The following is an 18,084-nucleotide window of genomic DNA, read 5'->3' on the forward strand; positions in this document are numbered from 1 at the left end:
CCGGGGGGTATGAGAGGCCGGAACCAATATAATAATTGGCACTGACATTCATCGACACACTATTGAGTTCTCAAAGAACAGGCGCACACACATCCGAACCCGGTTTTAATCAGGAGCTTCAGTGAGGCAGGTGCTCTAGCTTACCGATCAGTGGCTCAGAGTCAAATCCGCTCTTCGACCGGTTTGTCAGGCGCTCCTCGTCCTACCTCGTTTCCCAGGCCCTGTGGGCTCCGGGTCGGTGTCCGTGTCGCTCTGACTTGGAATAAGTTACGCGGCGGACAACGCCACGTCAAATCCGCACGTCGCCATGGTGTTTCCGCTGGTCAGAGGCATCGGATCAGGCTCGAAATCGCGCCGAATCACACGAATGTGACTCAGGCCACCAAGATCAATTCCTGATGGCCCTTCCGAACCTCAGATCCCCATCCGCCAGACGAGCGCATCTACGGTCTGCGGCGACACCATGCCGATCGCTTGCAAGAGCCGCGCGTAGCGCGGATAGAGCTCGATCGGTCGAGTTCGGATGGCGGTGAGGATCCAATCGGCGGCCTCGTCGGCGGACAGCGCGGGGGCGTCGTCGTATTTGGTGGTCGGCGCGATCATCTCCGTGCGGACGAGCGGGTATCCGATGGTCGTGACGTGGACGCCGTGCCGTCGGGTCTCCGCACCGAGACTCCGGCCGAAGGCACCGAGCGCCGCCTTCGACGCGTGGTAGGCGGTGAACATCGGCATCGAACCGGCCGCGACGCCCCAGGTGGCGATGTTGATGATGTGCCCGCGACGGGCTTCCAGCATCGACGGCAGCAGCGCCATGGTGAGCCGCGTGGCGCCGAAGTAGTTCAGGGCCATGGTGCGCTCGTAGTCATGGAAGCGGTCGGTGGCATCGCCCGCGCGGCGCCGGATCGAGCGGCCCGCGTTGTTGATCAGGACGTCGACGGTGCCGAATTCGGCGACGACCTGTTCGGCGAGCGCGTCGATGGCGTCACCGTCGGACAGGTCATAAGCCAGGGCTTCCGCCTTCCCACCTGCGGCGCGGACGCTGTCGCACACCTCGTCCAAAGCTTCCACTCCACGGGCGACGAGCACGAGGTTCGCGCCGTGCGCACCGAGCTGGTGCGCGGCGACCTTGCCCACTCCCGACGACGCGCCGGTGAGCAGCACAGTCTTACCGGCGATGTCCTGGCCGCTCCCCGGTCGCAGCAGCGTGGTGACCGTGCGCATGAGCGCAGGCGGGTTCAACAGGGCCGTTCCGAAACGTCCGGTTGCCATTGGACTCCTCTCGATGGGTGGTCGCATCAACGATCCTAATCAATTGACCTCATCGTAATTTACCAATTAGTCAGTTCGTCGGTACCTGCCATTGCGCATCGCCACATTCGTGAGCCCGGCGAAATACCTCGGGAGGACCATGCGTTCGGACAGAGGAACGCAATCGCGAAGGAGCCTCATGATCAACATCCCGCTGTCCGTGCTGGATCTGGCGCCGGTGCAGGAAGGCAGCACCGCCGGCGACGGACTGGCCGCCACGACCGAACTGGCACAGCGGACCGAGGCGATGGGGTACTCGCGGTTCTGGGTGGCCGAGCACCACAACATGCCGGGGATCGCCAGCGCCGCGCCGAGCGTGCTGCTGGCCCACCTCGCCGCGGCGACCTCGAGCATCCGGGTCGGTTCCGGCGGCGTGATGTTGCCCAACCATGCACCGCTCGTGGTGGCCGAACAGTTCGGGACACTGCACGCACTGCACCCGGGACGCATCGACCTCGGTATAGGACGAGCGCCGGGGACGGATCAGGCCACGGCCCTCGCGCTGCGCCGGACCAAGGATGGATTGTCGGCGGAGACGTTTCCGCAGGAATTGGCCGCCCTGCTCGCCTACTTCCGCGGCACCAGTCCGGACGGCATCGCGGCGACGCCCGGTCGAGACGACGAACCGGAGATCTGGTTGCTCGGCTCCAGCGGGTACAGCGCGCAGGTCGCGGCCATCCTCGGCGTGCGGTTCGCCTTCGCGCATCACATCAGCCCGAACAACACCGTCGCGGCGCTCGAGTTGTATCGCGAGAACTTCCGGCCGTCGGAGCAGCTGGAACGCCCGCATGCGATGGTCGCGGCCGCCGCGATCTGCGCTGACACCGATGAGCAGGCCGAGCTGTTGTCCCGTCCGCGCGAGATGGCGTTTCTGCATCTGATGTCCGGGCGCCCGCGCAGGCTGCCCACTCCGGAGGAGGCCGCCGACTTCCCCGCCAACGATCGCGAACGTCATTTCGCCGCGCAACGTCGCGCCGGTCAGCTGCTCGGCTCCCCCGATACCGTGCGGCGTCAGCTCAGCGATCTCGTCGAGGAGACGAAGGCCGACGAGGTCATGCTCAACACTCTCGTCTACGACATCGAGGCCCGTGCGCGGTCCTTCGAGCTGATCCGCAAGCTCACCGAGAACTGAGCTCATCGGCTGCGGCCGCTATCGCACTTGCCGATCCTCGGGTCGGGGACAGCCTCGCGGCCGAAGGCCTGAGCAGCCGACGGCCCGACTCCGCTCGCCCGCCGCCCGCTGGCTATGGGCTGTGGGCTGTGTGACAGGAGCAGACATCCGGTGCCGGCTCGGCCCGACGGCTAGCTGCCGCCGCGATCGGTGTCCGGCATTTCCGACGCGGCGACGGGAACATGCTCGTCGAGAAACTCGGTGATGATCGCCGTGACCTCACGCGAGTTTTCCAGCATCGGGACGTGACCACATCGCGCAAGGAACTCCGCGCGAGCAGGTCGCAGCTTCTGATTCAGGGCTCGCCCCGCCCCGGCGCTGAGCACCCGGTTGCCCTCGCCCCAGATCGTGCATACCGGCGGCAGCGCGGCGCGGTCGTCATCGGACCATTCATCCAGAGCCGCATAGGCTTTCAAATCCTTGACCAAACCGAGCAGTGCGCGCGCGGGCCAACCGGCGATGTCGTCCACGGTCGAGCGAGCGGCGGCGAATGCCTTCCCGTCGGAGAACCAGAACCGGACGATCGCGCCCACCGACCAGTGCGGCATGCTCACGGCACTCACCGCACGGACACCGATCGACGGTGTGTGGCGCGCGAGGCGAGCCAGTGGGCCGAGGTCGCCGGCCAACGCGGTGGACTCGGTCAGCGGGTTGCATGCGACGACGGCGTCGACCCGCTCCGGTGCGCGACGTGCCACGGTGAGGCTGATAGCCGAGCCGAGACAGTTTCCGATGAACGCCGCGGACGCTATCCCCCGATCCGCGAGGAACAGCTCGATCATGTCGGCGTAGCGGTCGAGGGAGTAGCCGTCGTCCGGCCGTCCGGACTCGCCGTAGCCGAACAAGTCGAGTGCGTACACGCGACGACTGCGCGCCAGGGCCTCGATCTGGGAGCGCCAGATCACGTGCGATGACCCCGCGTTGTGCAGGAACACGACCGCTGGTCCGCTGCCATGTTCGAGATAGGCGACATGGGTGTCCTCGAACTCGAATCGTTGCATTTCCGCTCCTCGACCAGCAGGCACCGGCAAGTGGAAACCAACCAGTTTCCATCTATGAACAGTACAGTCGGCAGGAATGGAGGCGCAACAGGTGGGCGTGGAATCGGCGAGCAGACTCGCGGAGCTGGTGGCCAGGCTGCGCAGCGGCGTGCCGCTGGACAAGCTCTCACCCGAGTCCCGGCGGCACGGCGGACTCTCCGACGAGGACGTCCGGACCGATCAACGCTGGCGTCTGCTGGGCGCCACGGCGTATGTGGTGGCGACCCACGGCTACTGGCCTGCCACCATCCAGCAGATCGTCGACGCGGCCAAAGTGTCGAAAAAGACGTTCTACAAGCACTTCTCGTCTAAGGAAGAAGCGTTTCTGGCCGCATTCGAGGTCAATGAGCTTGTCATCGCGGGCGTGCGCGACAGCATCGACTTCGCAGACCTCGATCGGCTCCTCGACACCATGATCGACAGCTATCTGGGTGTCCTACAACTGGCGCCCGAGGTTACCGAGATGCTGCTGTTCCAGCCGCTCGGCGCGACCCCGGCGATCCGTAGCGCGCGCACGGAGGCGATCGCTCGCTATACCGCCGCGCTGCAACAAGCCTTCGGCGAAGCCAGGCAGGCGGGACTTCCCATCGCCGAGCTGTCTGATGCCGAGATCACCATGCTGCTCGGCGGCATCAACGAGCTGTGCGTCCAACACATCGACGCACATGGACTGAACGAGCTACACGAGGCGCTGCACAAACCGCTGGCGGCCTTCGTCGATCGCGTTCTTCGCGTCCGCGGCTGACCCCGTCCGCGCTGCCGTCGCCGCCCTCGCGGTAGGAACAGCAGCGACAGTAACGGCGGGACCGTCGGCATCCAGCCCGAATTCGCCGACCGAATCGCAGCGACTCGGCCATCGCGAGAGCTGCTGGCGGCCGGCGCCGACGTCGGTCACAACCGGTCGTGACATTTGTTGCTCGCTCGGGGCGTTACTCGCAGACGAATGTCGCCCACGCACGCACTGCGACACGTCCGTCCTGATCGGTGCCGACGAGTGTGACGTCGACGCACGACTCTCCATCCAGAACATATTGCTGCACAACGTATCCCGAGCAGGTGAGCGTGTCCCCCGGCCACAGCGGGCGGGTGCATCGGGTGCGGAAGCGGCGGACGGTGTCGGCGCCGAGCCATTCGGTCGCGTAGGTGGACAGCAGCGCCGCCGAGAGCGGGCCGGAGGTAGCGGTGAAATCCGGGGCGGCCGGGTCATTGTCGGTCGAGGGCACCGGTCCGCGCGCAGCGTCCAGGTATTGGGCGAAATCGGCTTCGGTGAGTGGGCCGAACGTGGCAGGAGCGGGCGTGGTGGCGGTCATGCGGGCTCCTGCGAGGCGGGACGGGTGCCGGTCATCCATGATTCGGCGACCAGGCGGCCGGTGGGGTCGAAGTACTGGGTCACCATCGCGACCATGGTCACGGGGCTGTCGTTGTCGTCGAGCACCTCGTAGACGCGTTCGATCCGCGACTGCGCGGTGAGCCGTTCACCGGCGCGCGGGGGCGGCCCGAAGAAGCGGTAGTCCTGTTCGACCGGGACGCCCGGCCAATGGTCGGCTGCGGTGGGCTCCCCTGCCGGGGCCAGTCGGGCCGGCAGGAATGTCGGCGGGACGACAGGTACGTCGGCCGTCGTGTGCGCCGCCGCCCGCGACCGCGTGGCAGCAGCGAACTCGCGGATCCCGGCCGCGTCCACTTCGAAGTCGAGTCGACCACCGACCGTCGCAACGTGCACCATCGCCACATCCCTTCTCTAGAGCCTGCCGCCACGGTAGAGCCGGTCCGGGCCCGGTGACCTGCCCTGTTCCCACTGATCGGGAACGGTGCCTCCCAGGGTCCTGCAGTCCGCAGACCATCGCACGGTGCCGGTGTATTTCCGCACCGGAATCCCTGGGTGAGGAGTGCGATGAGCAGGACGGTGAGACGGGCGCGCCGCGAGGTGGCGGAAGCGACGGGCGTGGCCTATGGCGCAGGTCGCGCCCGGCTCGGCGGGCATCGGGAAGGCTGAACCATGGGTACAGGGCTGTACGACGAACCCGCGACCGGAACGAGCGAACCGGCGATCTACATCGTCGACGAGATGGTGGTCCCACCCGGTCTGGGGCGGGCCTTCCTGGACCGCTACCTGCGGGAGTACGCACCGGGTGCGCGGGACCGCGGGCTCGTGCTGGACCGGGTGCTGGTGAGCCCGCCGGTGTGGTTGGACGAGCAATCGAACACGATCACCGTCAGCTGGACGGTTCGCGGCGCCGAACAGTGGTGGCGGCAGCGGCTGGGTGCGAGCCGGGATCCGGAGGTGGCGGCGTGGTGGCGCACCGCTGACGATCTGCTCGTCAGCCGTCGGCGGACGACCAGCTGCTCCTACGAGGATGTGGAGGAACTGGCCGATGTCTGAAGTGGTCCATCTCGTTCATCTGGCCGAGCCGTCGAGGCGCGACGAGCTCGCGGCCGAGGTACGCGACCTCGTCGAACCGTATGCGCGCCGAACGTTGATCGCCCCGACGCTGCCGGCCGGCATCGATGCCGGAGACCTCATCATCCGGCTCCGGTTCGACGACGAATCCGGTCGGCGGGCAGCCGAAAAGGCCCTCGGCCACTGGTCCCGCGAGCCATCCATCGAACGCGTGGAGACAGCCACCTTCACCGGCACTGCGCAACCGGGACAGCATTCGGCGGCACCCGGCGTCTACCGGGCGCTGCTCGTGGCGGTCGACCCGCTGGCCGACCGCGCGCTGGTCGATCGGTTCGAAACCGAGACGGCGGCGATGCCGGACTACATCCAGGCGATCGGCGCCTCCCTGCTGAGCCGAGTGAGCGACCCCGGCGGACATGGATGGACGCACATCTGGGAGCAGGAATTCACCGATATAGGCGGGCTGACCGGGCCGTATATGACCCACCCGTACCACTGGGCCCATATCGACCGTTGGTTCGACCCCGAACACGGGACCAAGATCGTGACCCGGCTCTGCCACAGCTTCTGCGCACTCGATACCGCCCTGCTGTCCGCGCCGTGATCGGCCCGCCGCTCCCACCCACCGCGAGCGGTCGCTCCCACTCACCGGGAGCGGCGCAGCCAGCACGTTCGTGACCGCCGAAACCTGTCCGCTGACCGGGAGGACACCGTTCGCACGGGCCATATCGGGTCCAGTATTTGACTCAGATCACAGTCATCCGGTGGAACATGGAGGTTTCGATGCCGGGTCTATCACCGAACGGCTCAGCCCAGAGCGCGGACGAATTCAGGACGATCGAAGCGGCGGCGGCGCCCACCCGGTTCGCCCGCGGCTGGCACTGCCTCGGTCTCCTGAAATCTTTCCAGGACGGCAAGCCACACGAGATCAAGGCGTTCGGCACGACGCTGGTGGTCTTCCAGTCCGAGTCGGACGGAAAGCTCAACGTGCTCGACGCGTTTTGCAGGCATATGGGCGGCAACCTCGCCCACGGCAGCGTCAAGGGCGATTCGATCGCCTGCCCGTTCCACGACTGGCGGTGGGGCGGTAACGGCCGCTGCACCGGCATCCCGTACGCGCGCCGCGTCCCGCCGCTGGCCAAGACCCGGTCCTGGCCGACGCTCGAGCGCAACGGCCAGCTCTACGTCTGGCACGACCCGCAGGGCAGCAAGCCCACCGATGAGGTGACCATCCCCGAGATCGAGGGTTACGGCAGCTCGGAGTGGACCGACTGGACCTGGAACTCGATGCTGATCGAGGGCTCACACTGCCGCGAGATCGTCGACAACGTCGTGGACATGGCGCACTTCTTCTACGTGCACTACGCCTTCCCGCGCTACTTCAAGAACGTCTTCGAAGGCCATGTCGCCACCCAGTACATGCGCTCGACCCCGCGCCAGGACATCGAGGTCGGCACCAACTACGACGACCCGAACTCCACTCTGCGTTCGGATGCTTCGTATTTCGGCCCGTCCTACATGATCGACTGGCTGTGGAGCGAGGCACAGGGCATGACGATCGAGACGGTCCTGATCAATTGCCACTACCCCGTCTCGGACAACGCCTTCGTGCTGCAGTACGGCGCCATGGTGAAGAAGCCGCAGGGCATGTCCGATGAGGCCGCCAACGCGATGGCCGCGCAGTTCGCCCAGGGCGTCGAGGTCGGCTTCGAGCAGGACATCGAGATCTGGAAGAACAAGGCGCCCATCGACAACCCGCTGCTGTCGGAGGAAGACGGGCCGGTCTACCAGCTGCGCCGCTGGTACAAGCAGTTCTATGTCGACGTCGACGACATCACCGAAGACATGACCAAGCGGTTCGAGTTCGAAATCGATACCGAGCGCGCCGTCACGAGCTGGGAGGCCGAAGTGGCCGACAACATCGCCCGCGGCGCCGTCATCACCACCTAATCCGTTCGCGCATACGACAGGAACTAGAGCCCCGATGAACAAGGTTCTCGACAACATCACGGCCATCGCCGATCAGCTGCGCGAGCAGTCCCCCGAGGCCGAAACCCTCGGTCGGCTGCCCGACGAGACCGCCAAGATGCTGAAGTCGGCCGGCCCGATCAAGCTGCTGCAGCCCAAGAAGTACGGCGGTTTCGAGGCGCACCCCAGGGACTTCGCCGAAACCGTCATGGCCGCCGCATCGTTGGATCCGGCCACCGGCTGGATCTGCGGCATCGTCGGCGTGCACCCGTGGCAGCTGGCCTTCGCCGACCCGAAGGTGCAGGAAGAGGTGTGGGGCACCGACAACGACACTTGGATGGCCTCGCCGTACGCGCCGACCGGTATCGCCCGACCGGTGGACGGTGGCTACATCTTCAACGGTCGCTGGCAGTTCAGCTCCGGCACCGACCACTGTGACTGGATCTTCCTCGGCGCCATGCTCGGCGACACCGACGGCAATATCGCCATGCCGCCGACCATGCTGCACATGATCCTGCCGCGCAGCGACTACGAGATCGTCGAGGACTCGTGGAATGTGGTGGGTCTCAAGGGCACCGGCTCCAAGGACATCATCGTCAAGGATGCGTTCGTGCCGTCCTACCGGGTGATGAACGGTGATCACGTCATCGACGGCACCGCCCAGAAGGAATACGGCGTCACCGAGACTTTGTACAAGATGCCGTGGTCCAACATGTTCCCGCTCGGCATCACCTCCGCGGTGATCGGCATCGCCGAGGGCGCGCTGGCCGCGCATCTGGACTACCAGCGTGACCGTGTCGGCGCCCAGGGCACCGCGGTCAAGGACGACCCGTACGTGCTGTTCGCGATCAGCGAGGCCGCCGCCGATATCAACGCCGCCCGTCAGGAGCTGCTGGCCAACGTCGACAAGATGTGGGACCTGGTCGACGCGGGCAAGGAGGTCTCCTTCGCCGATCGTGCCGCCGGACGACGCACCCAGGTGCGGGCGGCGTGGCGCGCGGTGATGGCCGTCGACCAGATCTTCGCCCGCTCCGGCGGCAACGCACTGCGGATGGACAAGCCGCTGCAGCGATTCTGGCGCGACGCGCACGCCGGCCTCAACCATGCGATCCACGTGCCGAGCACGGTGTTCCATGCCGCGGCGCTCGGCTCGCTCGGGGTGGAGCCGCCGCAGCATCTGCGCTCGATGATCTGATTTCGAATACCCGAGAAGGACTACAGCAATGACTGATATCAAGGGTCTGGGCTACGTCAAGGTCCAGACCAGCGACATGGACCGCTGGCGCAAGTTCGCCTTCGAGGTGCTCGGTTTCGCCGAGGGCAGCGGGCCGGACGAGGACGCGCTCTACCTGCGGATGGACGAGCGTGCCGCGCGCATGGTCGTGGTGCCCGGCGAGTCCGATGGAGTGGTGACCATCGGCTGGGAGGTGCGTGACCACGCCGCCCTGGTGCGGGTGCAGGAAGCAGTGACCGCGGCCGGCATCGCGGTCAAGCCGTTGTCGGTCGAGGAGGCCGACGCGCGCCGGGTCGAGGAGGTCATCACCTTCGAGGATCCGACCGGAGCCACCCTCGAGATCTTCCACGGCGCGGTGCTCGACCACAGCCCGGTGGTGACGCCGTTCGGCGCGAAGTTCGTCACCGGCGCGCAGGGCCTCGGCCACGTCGTGCTGCCGACCATGGACCCCAACGGGGCGTTCTCCTTCTACACCGAGGTGCTCGGGTTCCTGCCGCGTGGCGCGTTCCGGATCCCGGCACCGCCGGAGTTCGGACCGATGCGCGTGCGGTTCATGGGTGTCAACGAGCGCCACCACAGCCTCGCGCTGTGCCCGGCTCCGCACGGTGGTGCGCCGGGTCTGGTGCACATCATGGTGGAGGTCGATTCGCTCGACGCGGTGGGCCAGGCGCTGGACCGGGTTGTCAAGGACGGTTTCTCCGTCTCGTCGACGCTGGGCCGCCACACCAACGACAAGATGGTGTCGTTCTATGTCCGCGCCCCCGGCGGCTGGGATATCGAGTTCGGCACCGAGGGCATGCGCGTCGACGAGAAGTACTACACCGCAGAGGAAATCACGGCCGACAGCTACTGGGGCCACGACTGGTCCGGTAGCGAGCCGCTGGCCGCGATGTAGCCACAACACATCTCCCCTCCCCCGACCCCGGGGTTTCAGTCATCACGGCTGAAACCCCGGGGTCGTTGTGATTTTCATCACACCTTCAGATTCATGTGACAGCGACCACAAGGTCATGGTATGAATAGTCATATGCCTAATAGAAATATCCGGTTGGGCATCAGCTCGTAGACCCGCAGGGAGGGCCACATGAATACACAGGCCGACGCCGCCACCCCGAGCGCCGTGCTGGACCGCGTCTCGCTGGTCCTCGACGCCTTCGATGGACCGGGCAGGCTCACCCTCGCCCAGATAGTGCGCAGGACCGGGCTACCCCGGTCCTCGGCGCATCGCATGCTCGAACGGCTGGTGCAATTGCGCTGGCTGCGCCGCGAGGGCCGCGACTACGAGCTGGGCATCCGCCTGGTGGAACTCGGCTCGCTCGCCGTCCACCAGGACCGGCTGCACCGCGCGGCGATGCCGTTCTTACACGAGCTCTACCGGGCCACCGGCTTCGTGGTGCACCTGGCCGTCCTCGACGGGCCCGACGTGGTCTACCTGGAGAAGATCGGCGGCCGAATGTCGGCGGCGGTGCCCACCAGGATCGGCGGCCGCAGGCCGGCGCACTGTACCGGCGTGGGCAAGGCGATCCTCGCCTACTCCGACGAGGAGCGCATTTCCGCACTCGGCTCGGGTCTGCTCAACCGCAGCACCAAGTTCTCCATCGCCAACAAGGCGCAGCTGCGTACCGAACTGGACAAGGTCCGTGCCCATGGCATCGCCCATGAGCGCGAGGAATCCCTGCCGGGATTCGGCTGCGTCGCGGCGCCCATCGGCAATATCGGCGAGGCCGTCGCCGCGGTCTCGGTGTGTGGCCCGGTGGATCGGATGAACTTCGACTACCGCCTCACCGCACCGGTGCGCACCACCGCGCTCGGCATCTGGCGAAATATCGAGGACGGCATGTCGCGGGTGCATCCGACGCTGCAGCAGTCGCGTCCGCTGCGTGGCGGTCCGGCGATGCGCACCCCCGCCGCCGCGCCCCGGCCGCTGGAATACGTGTAAATCCAGACTCGCGGTCAATACCGCGCGGCCCTCGGCCACCGGCTTCGGATGCCCGACACATCCGAACCGGTGGCCGAGCTGTTTGTGCTAGCCCTCGGCTTCCTCGAGCCCCTCGTCGGCTTCCTGGACCCGCTGTTCGACTTCGCGCCAGCGGCCGGGCGTCGGATGCGGGTATTCCGAGGTGTCATCGTGCTCGGCCTTGACCAGAATCGAGTCGGCCGCGTCGATCTCATCGATCAACTCCTGGGCCAGATCGCGTTCGGCCGCGTAGTGGCGCTCGGCCCACTGCAGCACGATCTGCGAGTACGCCCACCCGGGCTCGGATTTGGCCGCGGCGGAATCGATCGCGGCGCGCTTGCGTAGACGGTCGATATCGTCGATATGGTCGCGCAGAATCTCTTTGAGCCGGTCCGGTGAACTCAGATGCCCGAACATGATCCGCAGCATCACATGGTGTTTCAGGACCGGCTTGTCGACAGGCGCCTCATTGCACCAGAGGGTGACCGCGGCGCGGCCTTCGTCGGTGATCCGGTACAGCCTGCGTCCGCGCATGGCGTTGTCGCTGTCGACCCGTGAGGTCGCGAAACCGTGCCGCTCGAGCTTCTTCAGCTCGGAATAGATCTGGCTGTGCGAAGGGCTCCAGTAGAAGTACCGGATACTCCAATCGGCCCACTTCTTGAGGTCGTAGCCCGAGATCTCTTCCTCGTAGGAGAGCATGGCGAGCACGGCCCAACTGGTCGGGGGGAGATTGACCAGGCCGATTTCCGGTTCACTTGATGCCACCGGCAAATGCTAGCAACCAGGCAAATCACCCGTCGCCGCCGAACTACCGCTGAACGGGACGCCGCATTGAGACAGCACCCGGCACACTCGATGCTGGAGTTCGACAGATCTTCGGGAGGACCCCACGCATGAGTGCAGACAACATCGTCATCGAACCGGGCTGCCCGGCCCCGGCCGCCCTACGCAAGGTGCTCGGGCACTTCGCCACCGGCGTCGCGGTGATCGCCGCCCACGACGGCACACGGCCGCTCGGCTTCACCTGTCAGTCGGTGGTGTCGGTGTCGCTGGATCCGCCGTTCGTGTCGTTCTGCCCGGCCAAGAGCTCAACCAGCTGGCCGCTGCTGCGGACCGCGGGCTCGCTGTGCATCAACGTGCTCGCCCACGACCAGCGCGAGATCTGCCGCCAGTTCGCGATCAGCGGCGGCGACAAGTTCGCAGGCATCGACTGGACGCACGGCAGTAACGGTGCACCCGCGATCAACGGCGCGCTGGCCCATATCGAGGCCTCACTCGAATTCGAGCACGAGGCAGGCGACCACACGATCGCGCTCGCCCGCGTCACCGAACTGGCTGCCGACGACGGTGGACGGCCGCTGCTGTTCTTCAAGGGCGCCTTCGGCGGTTTCGCCGACTGATCCCGCAGACAGCAAACGGGTGGTTGTACCGGCAGGACCGGCGCAACCACCCGTTTCGTTTGTCGGTCAGCCCTCGATGACGTCGAATCCCTTGTATTCGGCAGCCGCAACCTCGGCGATGATCTCGCCGTAGACGCCGAACCCGCCGACGAACGGCATGAACACCCGTGGCTTACCCGGCACATTCGCGCCCAGGTACCAGGAGTTCGCGGTGGGCATGAGGGTGCCCGCGGCCCGTTCGACGCATTCGGCCACCCACGCCGCCACTGCGTCGGGACGGGCCTCCAGCGCCACCGCGCTGTTGCGGTCGAGGTAGGCGATGGCGTCGGCCACCCAGTCGACGTGCAGTTCCGAATGCAGCACCATGTTCGCCAGCACCGAAGGGCTACCGGGGCCGGTCAGGTTGAACATGTTGGGGAAGCCGGTGACGCCGAGGCCGAGATAGGTCTTCGGGCCCTCCTGCCACGCCTCGTTGAGCGTGCGCCCGTCGCGGCCGACGATATTGAGCCGGGCCACCGAACCGGTCATCGCGTCGAAACCGGTGGCCAGTACCAGGGCATCGAGCGGGTAGTGGGCCTCGGCGGTGTGCACGCCGTCGGCATCGATCCGCTCGATGGGCGTGGCGCGCAGGTTCACCAGCTCGACGTTGTCGCGGTTGTAGGTCTGGTAGTAGTTCGTATCGGTGCAGATGCGTTTGGTGCCGATCGGATGGTCGCTCGGGATGAGCAGTTCGGCGACCTCGGGATCGTCGATCACCGCGCGCACCTTCTCCTCCCAGAACAGTCGCGCGGTGTCGTTGGCCTCGCGGGTCACCATCTGGTCCGGGAAGGTCTTGCTGAACAGCACACCGCCGAGCTCCCAACGCTCCTGGTAGGCATCACGCAGCTCCTGCTCGGATGCCTCGAGCGCGGACTTCGGATGCGGCAGATGGGGTGAGCCGCCGCCGCTGGTCATGGACATGCGGCGCCGCTGCTCGTAGTCCGCCTTCTGCTCGCTACGGGTCGCCTCGTCCAGGGGCACATTGCCCGCGGGCACGCTGTAGTTGGGGGTCCGCTGGAACACGTGCAGCTGATCGGCCTGTTCGGCGATGCACGGAATCGCTTGGATCCCCGAGGATCCGGTGCCGATCACGCCCACCCGCCGGCCGCTGAAGTCGACGCCCTCATGCGGCCAATGCGAGGTGTGCAGCACCGGCCCGTCGAACGATTCCAGGCCCTCGATGGCCGGGGTGTTCGCATTCGACAGCGGACCCACCGCCAGCACCACGAAACGCGCCGAGACCACAGTGCCGGTGTCGGTGCGCACCTGCCAGCGCAGTGTCGACTCGTCGAGCACGGTGTCGGTGACGCGCGCGCCGAACTCGATATCGCGACGCAGATCGAACCGGTCGGCGACGTGCTCGAGGTAGGCGAGGATCTCCGGCTGGGTGGCGTACTTCTCGCTCCAGTTCCATTCCTGCTGCAGCGCCTCGTCGAAGGAGTACGAGTAGTCGACGCTCTCGACATCGCAGCGCGCGCCCGGGTAGCGGTTCCAGTACCACACCCCGCCCACCCCGTCGGCGGCCTCGAACACGCGCACGGTCAGACCCTGCGAGCGGAACTTGTGCAGTGCGTAGAGCCCGGCGATGCCGGCGCCGACGACCACCACGTCGACGCTGGTCGGGACGGTCTCTGCGGACGTTGGCGTCTCGGCGTTCACGTGCCTACCTTTCGATGAAATCAGGTTCTCCCCGCGACGCTAGGGACTGGGCAGGCCTCTCGAGCAGGCGTTCTCCCGCTGACCGGCACGTTCGCCACCAGCGTCGGCACGTTCCCGGTGACCGGGACGAGCCGTGCCCCGAAGGGGATGGTCGGGCCTAGCGTCGATGGTGAGCAAAGGCACAGGAGGAACACAGAGTGGTGGACTGGAACGACGAGGTGGACGTGCTGGTCGCGGGTTCGGGCGGCGGCCTGGCCGGCGCCTACACCGCGGCCCGCGAAGGGCTGACCGTCGCGGTGGTCGAAGCGACCGACAAGTTCGGCGGCACGACCGCCTATTCCGGGGGCGGAGGCGTGTGGTTCCCGTGTAATCCGGTGCTGCGCCGCGCCGGCACCGACGACACCATCGACGACGCGCTGACCTACTACCACGCCGTCGTCGGCGATCGCACGCCGCGCGAGCTGCAGGACACCTACGTGCGCCGTGGCAGTGACCTCATCGAATACCTCGAAGCCGATGAGCATTTCGCGTTCGAGATGCTGCCGTGGCCGGACTATTTCGGTAAGGCTCCCAAGGCCAGGCTGGACGGGCAGCGTCACACCATGCCCACCCCGCTGCCCGCGTCGGCGCTGGGCGAGATGCGTGAGCAGTTGCGCGGGCCGCTCGACACCGACCGGCTCGGCGCGCCGCTGCCGGACATGCTGATCGGCGGTCAAGCGTTGATCGGGCGGTTCCTGCTCGCATTGTCGTCGTTCCCCGATGTCCGGCTGTACCTGAACACCGCGCTGGTGGAGCTAGTGGTCGAGGACGGCGCCGTCATCGGCGCGATCACCGAGCGCGACGGGAAACCGTTCGCGATCCGGGCCCGCAAGGGCGTGGTGCTCGCGGCGGGTGGTTTCGAACAGAACGACGAGCTGCGCGCGCACTACGGTGTGCCCGGGCAGGCACGCGACACCATGGGCCCGTGGGGCAATCAGGGTAAGGCGCACCAGGCGGGCATCGCCGCGGGCGCGGACACGGATCTGATGGATCAGGCCTGGTGGTCGCCGGGGCTGACGCATCCGGACGGCCGGTCGGCGTTCGCGCTGTGGTTCACCGGCGGCATCTTCGTCGACCAGAGCGGCAAGCGTTTCGTCAACGAATCCGCGCCCTATGACCGGCTCGGACGCGACATCATCAGCAAGCTCGACGACGGTTCGGCCACCCTGCCCTACTGGATGATCTACGACGACAAAGAGGGCGAGGTGCCGCCGATCAAGGCCACCAACGTCTCGATGGTCGAGTCGGAGAAGTATGTTGCGGCCGGGCTCTGGCACACCGCCGACACCCTCCCCGAACTCGCGGCAAAGATCGGCGTTCCCGCCGAGCAGCTCGTGGCGACGGTGCAGCGGTTCAACTCCTTCGTCGACTCGGGCGTCGATCCGGACTTCGGGCGTGGCGACGAGGCCTACGACCGTGCGTTCTCCGGTGGTGAGCCGCCGCTGGTGACCATCGACCAGGGTCCGTACCACGCGGCCGCCTTCGGCATCTCCGATCTCGGCACCAAGGGCGGACTGCGTACCGACAGCGCGGCAAGGGTGCTCGGACGCGACGGCGAGCCGATTCCCGGGCTGTACGCGGCAGGAAACACGATGGCGGCTGTCAGCGGCACCGTCTATCCGGGCGGCGGCAACCCGATCGGCGCATCCATGCTGTTCAGCCACCTCGCCGTGCGCGATTTGCTCGGCAACTGACTCCAGTCGAGGCGCTTCCCACTGGTTGGGAAGCGCCTCGGTCAGCCGGCGCCGCGCGTGGTTCCGTTCAACCATCCATCACCAAGAACTCCCGGAGGAGAGCCTCGATGGCCTCACCAGATGACATCCGCTCGGCGGTTCGCCGCTACCTCGACACCGTCGCGAACGGGTCGGCATCCGACATCGCGGCCCTCTACGCCGAGGACGGGACCGTCGAGGACCCGGTGGGCACTCCCCCGCACGTCGGCCGGGCGGCGATCGAAAAGTTCTACAGCGCACTGGCCTCGGTGCGCGTCAGTACCGAGCTGCACAACGTCCGCGTCGCGGGCGACAGCGCCGCGTTCGGTTTCCGCGTGGTCACCGACACCGGCGACCAGACCATCACCATCGAACCCATCGATGTCATGACCTTCGACGAGAACGCACAGATCACCAGCATGCGGGCGTTCTGGTCGCAGGACGACATCAGCCTCGGCTGAGCCTGCCGAGTGCAGCAGAAAGAGACGGACGTGCCTGCAGCCGAACAACACTGGGACCACGAGGTCGACTTCCTGGTCGTCGGTAGTGGCGCCGGCGGCCTCACCGCCGCGCTGGCCGCCGCCGACCGCGGCGGCGACACCCTCGTCATCGAGAAGGCGCCGGTCTACGGCGGCAGTACCGCGCTCTCGGGCGGCGGGATCTGGGTGCCGAACAACCCGACACTGCTGCGTGAGGGGCTCGGCGACAGCCGCTCCGATGTTCGCGCCTACCTCGACGCCGTTGTCGGTGACCGGGTCCCGTCGCAGAACCTCGACCGGTTCATCGATGAGGGCCCGCGCATGCTCGAGTTCCTGGAGACCAGCCCGCACCTGCGGTTCCAGTGGTGCACCGGCTATTCCGACTACCATCCCGAGGCCCCAGGCGGACGGCCCGCAGGCCGCTCGATCGAACCGTTGCCGGTCGATCTCAAACAGCTCGGCGAAGACGAAGACCTGCTGCGGCCCGCCGCGCTGGCGACGCCGCCCGGGTTGTTCATCACGTCCAAGGACTTCGTCCAGCTCAATATGGTGACGCGCACCTGGAAGGCACGCTGGACCGCACTGCTCACCGGCTTGCGCGCCGTCAAGGCGATCCTGCTGCGCCGCCATATGGACACCCTGGGCCGCGCTCTCATCGCCCGGCTGCGACTGGCGCTGCACGACGCCGGAGTGCCGCTCTGGCTCGACACCCCGATGCGGTCGCTGATCACCGATGATTCCGGCGCCGTGGTCGGCGCGGTCGCCGAACGCGACGGTCGCGAGATCCGGATCCGCGCCCGCAACGGCGTCATGCTGGCCACCGGCGGATTCGAATACAACCAGGCCATGCGCAAGCAGTACCTGCCCGAAGGCGGACGCGACAATTTCAGCGCCGCCTCCGCCGACAACACCGGTGACGGCATCGTCGCCGGTGAGCAGGTCGGCGCCGCGGTGGATCTGATGGACGACGCCTGGTGGATGCCGTCGTTCCAGCGCCCGGACGGCATCAATCAGGTGCTGGTGTCGGAGCGGTCGATTCCGCGTTCGATCATCGTCGACCGGGCGGGTGAGCGGTTCACCAACGAGGCCTCGCCGTATGTGACGTTCGTGCACGCGCAGCTGGCAGGCGGACACGAGCCGGCGTGGCTGATCTTCGACGCCAAGGCCAAGAACCGCTACCCCATCGGCGGGATCATGCCTGGCCAGAAGTTCCCGAAGGCGTGGCTGGACAGCGGCCTGATCCGCACCGCGGGCACCGTCGACGAACTGGCTGCCGCGATCGAGGTGCCCGTCGATTCCCTGCGGGAGACGATGCGGCGCTACAACGATTTCGCCCGCGACGGCCGCGACGCCGATTTCGACCGCGGCGCGAGCGCCTACGACAACTACTACGGTGACCCCACCCTGCCGCAGCCCGCGCTGGACGTCCTCGACAAGGCGCCCTACTACGCGCTGCGGGTGCGCATCGGCGATCTCGGCACCAAGGGCGGGCTCGTCTACAACGAGAACGCGCAGGTGCTGCGCGGCGACGGGGCCGTCATCGACGGGCTCTACGCCACCGGCAACACCTCGGCGGCGGTCATGGGCAACGACTATGCAGGTGCGGGCGCCACCATCGGCCCCGCGATGGTCTTCGGCTACGTCGGCGCCCGGCACGCCGCGGGCATACGCTGACAAGGA

General features: G+C 66.9%; 18 protein-coding genes. 12 read left to right on the top strand and 6 right to left on the bottom strand.

Annotated elements, in window-relative coordinates:
- Positions 1-414 precede the first annotated feature (414 nt).
- A complete protein-coding gene (locus ACFXNW_RS22820; RefSeq protein WP_379419778.1) occupies positions 415-1,269 on the bottom strand; it encodes an SDR family oxidoreductase in 855 nt (284 codons plus the stop codon).
- Positions 1,270-1,447: 178 nt separating this feature from the next.
- Between ACFXNW_RS22820 and ACFXNW_RS22825 the strand changes: the two genes are divergently transcribed.
- Positions 1,448-2,440, top strand: coding sequence for an LLM class flavin-dependent oxidoreductase (locus ACFXNW_RS22825; protein ID WP_379419779.1), 993 nt, complete (start codon positions 1,448-1,450; stop codon positions 2,438-2,440).
- Positions 2,441-2,610: 170 nt separating this feature from the next.
- On the opposite strand, the gene ACFXNW_RS22830 is transcribed toward ACFXNW_RS22825, so the two are convergent.
- Positions 2,611-3,480 (bottom strand): alpha/beta fold hydrolase, encoded by an 870-nt coding sequence (locus ACFXNW_RS22830; protein ID WP_379419780.1) that lies wholly within the window; start codon positions 3,478-3,480, stop codon positions 2,611-2,613.
- A gap of 127 nt (positions 3,481-3,607) precedes the next feature.
- Here ACFXNW_RS22830 and ACFXNW_RS22835 point away from each other — a divergent pair, with 127 nt between their 5' ends.
- Positions 3,608-4,264: a TetR/AcrR family transcriptional regulator gene (locus tag ACFXNW_RS22835; protein ID WP_379419781.1), complete on the top strand. Its 657-nt coding sequence runs from the start codon at positions 3,608-3,610 to the stop codon at positions 4,262-4,264.
- 184 nt (positions 4,265-4,448) lie between these two features.
- On the opposite strand, the gene ACFXNW_RS22840 is transcribed toward ACFXNW_RS22835, so the two are convergent.
- Entirely contained in the window at positions 4,449-4,829 is a 381-nt protein-coding gene (locus ACFXNW_RS22840) for a hypothetical protein (RefSeq protein WP_379419782.1), read from the bottom strand.
- Complete coding sequence (locus tag ACFXNW_RS22845; RefSeq protein ID WP_379419783.1) at positions 4,826-5,242, bottom strand: MaoC family dehydratase N-terminal domain-containing protein; 417 nt, start codon at positions 5,240-5,242, stop codon at positions 4,826-4,828. Before ACFXNW_RS22845 ends, ACFXNW_RS22840 begins: the two co-directional genes overlap by 4 nt.
- A 273-nt stretch (positions 5,243-5,515) precedes the next feature.
- Between ACFXNW_RS22845 and ACFXNW_RS22850 the strand changes: the two genes are divergently transcribed.
- The 6 genes from ACFXNW_RS22850 (at position 5,516) to ACFXNW_RS22875 (ending at position 11,058) form a co-directional block, all read left to right on the top strand.
- The gene (locus ACFXNW_RS22850; protein WP_379419784.1) at positions 5,516-5,899 is read left to right on the top strand and encodes a hypothetical protein; all 384 of its coding nucleotides are present in this window, start codon (positions 5,516-5,518) and stop codon (positions 5,897-5,899) included.
- Entirely contained in the window at positions 5,892-6,521 is a 630-nt protein-coding gene (locus ACFXNW_RS22855; RefSeq protein WP_379419786.1) for a Dabb family protein, read from the top strand. Before ACFXNW_RS22850 ends, ACFXNW_RS22855 begins: the two co-directional genes overlap by 8 nt.
- Positions 6,522-6,688: 167 nt before the next feature.
- The gene (locus ACFXNW_RS22860) at positions 6,689-7,867 is read left to right on the top strand and encodes a Rieske 2Fe-2S domain-containing protein (RefSeq protein ID WP_379420090.1); all 1,179 of its coding nucleotides are present in this window, start codon (positions 6,689-6,691) and stop codon (positions 7,865-7,867) included.
- Positions 7,868-7,901: 34 nt separating this feature from the next.
- On the top strand, positions 7,902-9,080 hold the full coding sequence (locus ACFXNW_RS22865; RefSeq protein ID WP_379419787.1) for an acyl-CoA dehydrogenase family protein: 1,179 nt from the start codon (positions 7,902-7,904) through the stop codon (positions 9,078-9,080).
- A 28-nt stretch (positions 9,081-9,108) separates the two neighbouring features.
- Entirely contained in the window at positions 9,109-10,014 is a 906-nt protein-coding gene (gene bphC, locus ACFXNW_RS22870) for a biphenyl-2,3-diol 1,2-dioxygenase (protein ID WP_379419789.1), read from the top strand.
- 189 nt (positions 10,015-10,203) lie between these two features.
- Positions 10,204-11,058: an IclR family transcriptional regulator gene (locus ACFXNW_RS22875; protein WP_379419790.1), complete on the top strand. Its 855-nt coding sequence runs from the start codon at positions 10,204-10,206 to the stop codon at positions 11,056-11,058.
- An 87-nt stretch (positions 11,059-11,145) separates the two neighbouring features.
- Here ACFXNW_RS22875 and ACFXNW_RS22880 read toward each other — a convergent pair whose 3' ends face one another.
- Entirely contained in the window at positions 11,146-11,775 is a 630-nt protein-coding gene (locus ACFXNW_RS22880; protein WP_379420091.1) for a PadR family transcriptional regulator, read from the bottom strand.
- A 194-nt stretch (positions 11,776-11,969) separates the two neighbouring features.
- On the opposite strand from ACFXNW_RS22880, the gene ACFXNW_RS22885 reads away from it, so the two are divergent.
- Complete coding sequence (locus ACFXNW_RS22885) at positions 11,970-12,476, top strand: flavin reductase family protein (protein ID WP_379419791.1); 507 nt, start codon at positions 11,970-11,972, stop codon at positions 12,474-12,476.
- A gap of 66 nt (positions 12,477-12,542) precedes the next feature.
- Here the strand turns inward: ACFXNW_RS22885 and ACFXNW_RS22890 are convergent, their stop codons facing one another.
- On the bottom strand, positions 12,543-14,174 hold the full coding sequence (locus ACFXNW_RS22890) for a flavin-containing monooxygenase (protein ID WP_379419792.1): 1,632 nt from the start codon (positions 14,172-14,174) through the stop codon (positions 12,543-12,545).
- 197 nt (positions 14,175-14,371) lie between these two features.
- On the opposite strand from ACFXNW_RS22890, the gene ACFXNW_RS22895 reads away from it, so the two are divergent.
- From ACFXNW_RS22895 to ACFXNW_RS22905, 3 genes are all read left to right on the top strand, one after another.
- Positions 14,372-15,907 (top strand): FAD-binding protein, encoded by a 1,536-nt coding sequence (locus ACFXNW_RS22895; RefSeq protein ID WP_379419793.1) that lies wholly within the window; start codon positions 14,372-14,374, stop codon positions 15,905-15,907.
- Between the two features lie 107 nt (positions 15,908-16,014).
- Positions 16,015-16,386, top strand: coding sequence for a nuclear transport factor 2 family protein (locus ACFXNW_RS22900; protein WP_379419794.1), 372 nt, complete (start codon positions 16,015-16,017; stop codon positions 16,384-16,386).
- 30 nt (positions 16,387-16,416) lie between these two features.
- Positions 16,417-18,078: an FAD-binding protein gene (locus ACFXNW_RS22905; RefSeq protein ID WP_379419795.1), complete on the top strand. Its 1,662-nt coding sequence runs from the start codon at positions 16,417-16,419 to the stop codon at positions 18,076-18,078.
- Positions 18,079-18,084 lie beyond the last annotated feature (6 nt).

It is taken from the genome of Nocardia sp. NPDC059180, assembly GCF_042754945.1.
In the GTDB taxonomy this organism is placed as follows: Bacteria; Actinomycetota; Actinomycetes; order Mycobacteriales; family Mycobacteriaceae; genus Nocardia.

Bases quoted from the DNA above. Each gene is read 5' to 3' on its own strand.
- ACFXNW_RS22820 (WP_379419778.1), bottom strand. From the start codon at position 1,269: ATGGCAACCGGACGTTTCGGAACGGCCCTGTTGAACCCGCCTGCGCTC.
- ACFXNW_RS22825 (WP_379419779.1), top strand. From the start codon at position 1,448: ATGATCAACATCCCGCTGTCCGTGCTGGATCTGGCGCCGGTGCAGGAA.
- ACFXNW_RS22830 (WP_379419780.1), bottom strand. From the start codon at position 3,480: ATGCAACGATTCGAGTTCGAGGACACCCATGTCGCCTATCTCGAACAT.
- ACFXNW_RS22840 (WP_379419782.1), bottom strand. From the start codon at position 4,829: ATGACCGCCACCACGCCCGCTCCTGCCACGTTCGGCCCACTCACCGAA.
- ACFXNW_RS22845 (WP_379419783.1), bottom strand. From the start codon at position 5,242: ATGGTGCACGTTGCGACGGTCGGTGGTCGACTCGACTTCGAAGTGGAC.
- ACFXNW_RS22850 (WP_379419784.1), top strand. From the start codon at position 5,516: ATGGGTACAGGGCTGTACGACGAACCCGCGACCGGAACGAGCGAACCG.
- ACFXNW_RS22855 (WP_379419786.1), top strand. From the start codon at position 5,892: ATGTCTGAAGTGGTCCATCTCGTTCATCTGGCCGAGCCGTCGAGGCGC.
- ACFXNW_RS22860 (WP_379420090.1), top strand. From the start codon at position 6,689: ATGGAGGTTTCGATGCCGGGTCTATCACCGAACGGCTCAGCCCAGAGC.
- ACFXNW_RS22865 (WP_379419787.1), top strand. From the start codon at position 7,902: ATGAACAAGGTTCTCGACAACATCACGGCCATCGCCGATCAGCTGCGC.
- bphC (WP_379419789.1), top strand. From the start codon at position 9,109: ATGACTGATATCAAGGGTCTGGGCTACGTCAAGGTCCAGACCAGCGAC.
- ACFXNW_RS22875 (WP_379419790.1), top strand. From the start codon at position 10,204: ATGAATACACAGGCCGACGCCGCCACCCCGAGCGCCGTGCTGGACCGC.
- ACFXNW_RS22880 (WP_379420091.1), bottom strand. From the start codon at position 11,775: ATGCTCTCCTACGAGGAAGAGATCTCGGGCTACGACCTCAAGAAGTGG.
- ACFXNW_RS22885 (WP_379419791.1), top strand. From the start codon at position 11,970: ATGAGTGCAGACAACATCGTCATCGAACCGGGCTGCCCGGCCCCGGCC.
- ACFXNW_RS22900 (WP_379419794.1), top strand. From the start codon at position 16,015: ATGGCCTCACCAGATGACATCCGCTCGGCGGTTCGCCGCTACCTCGAC.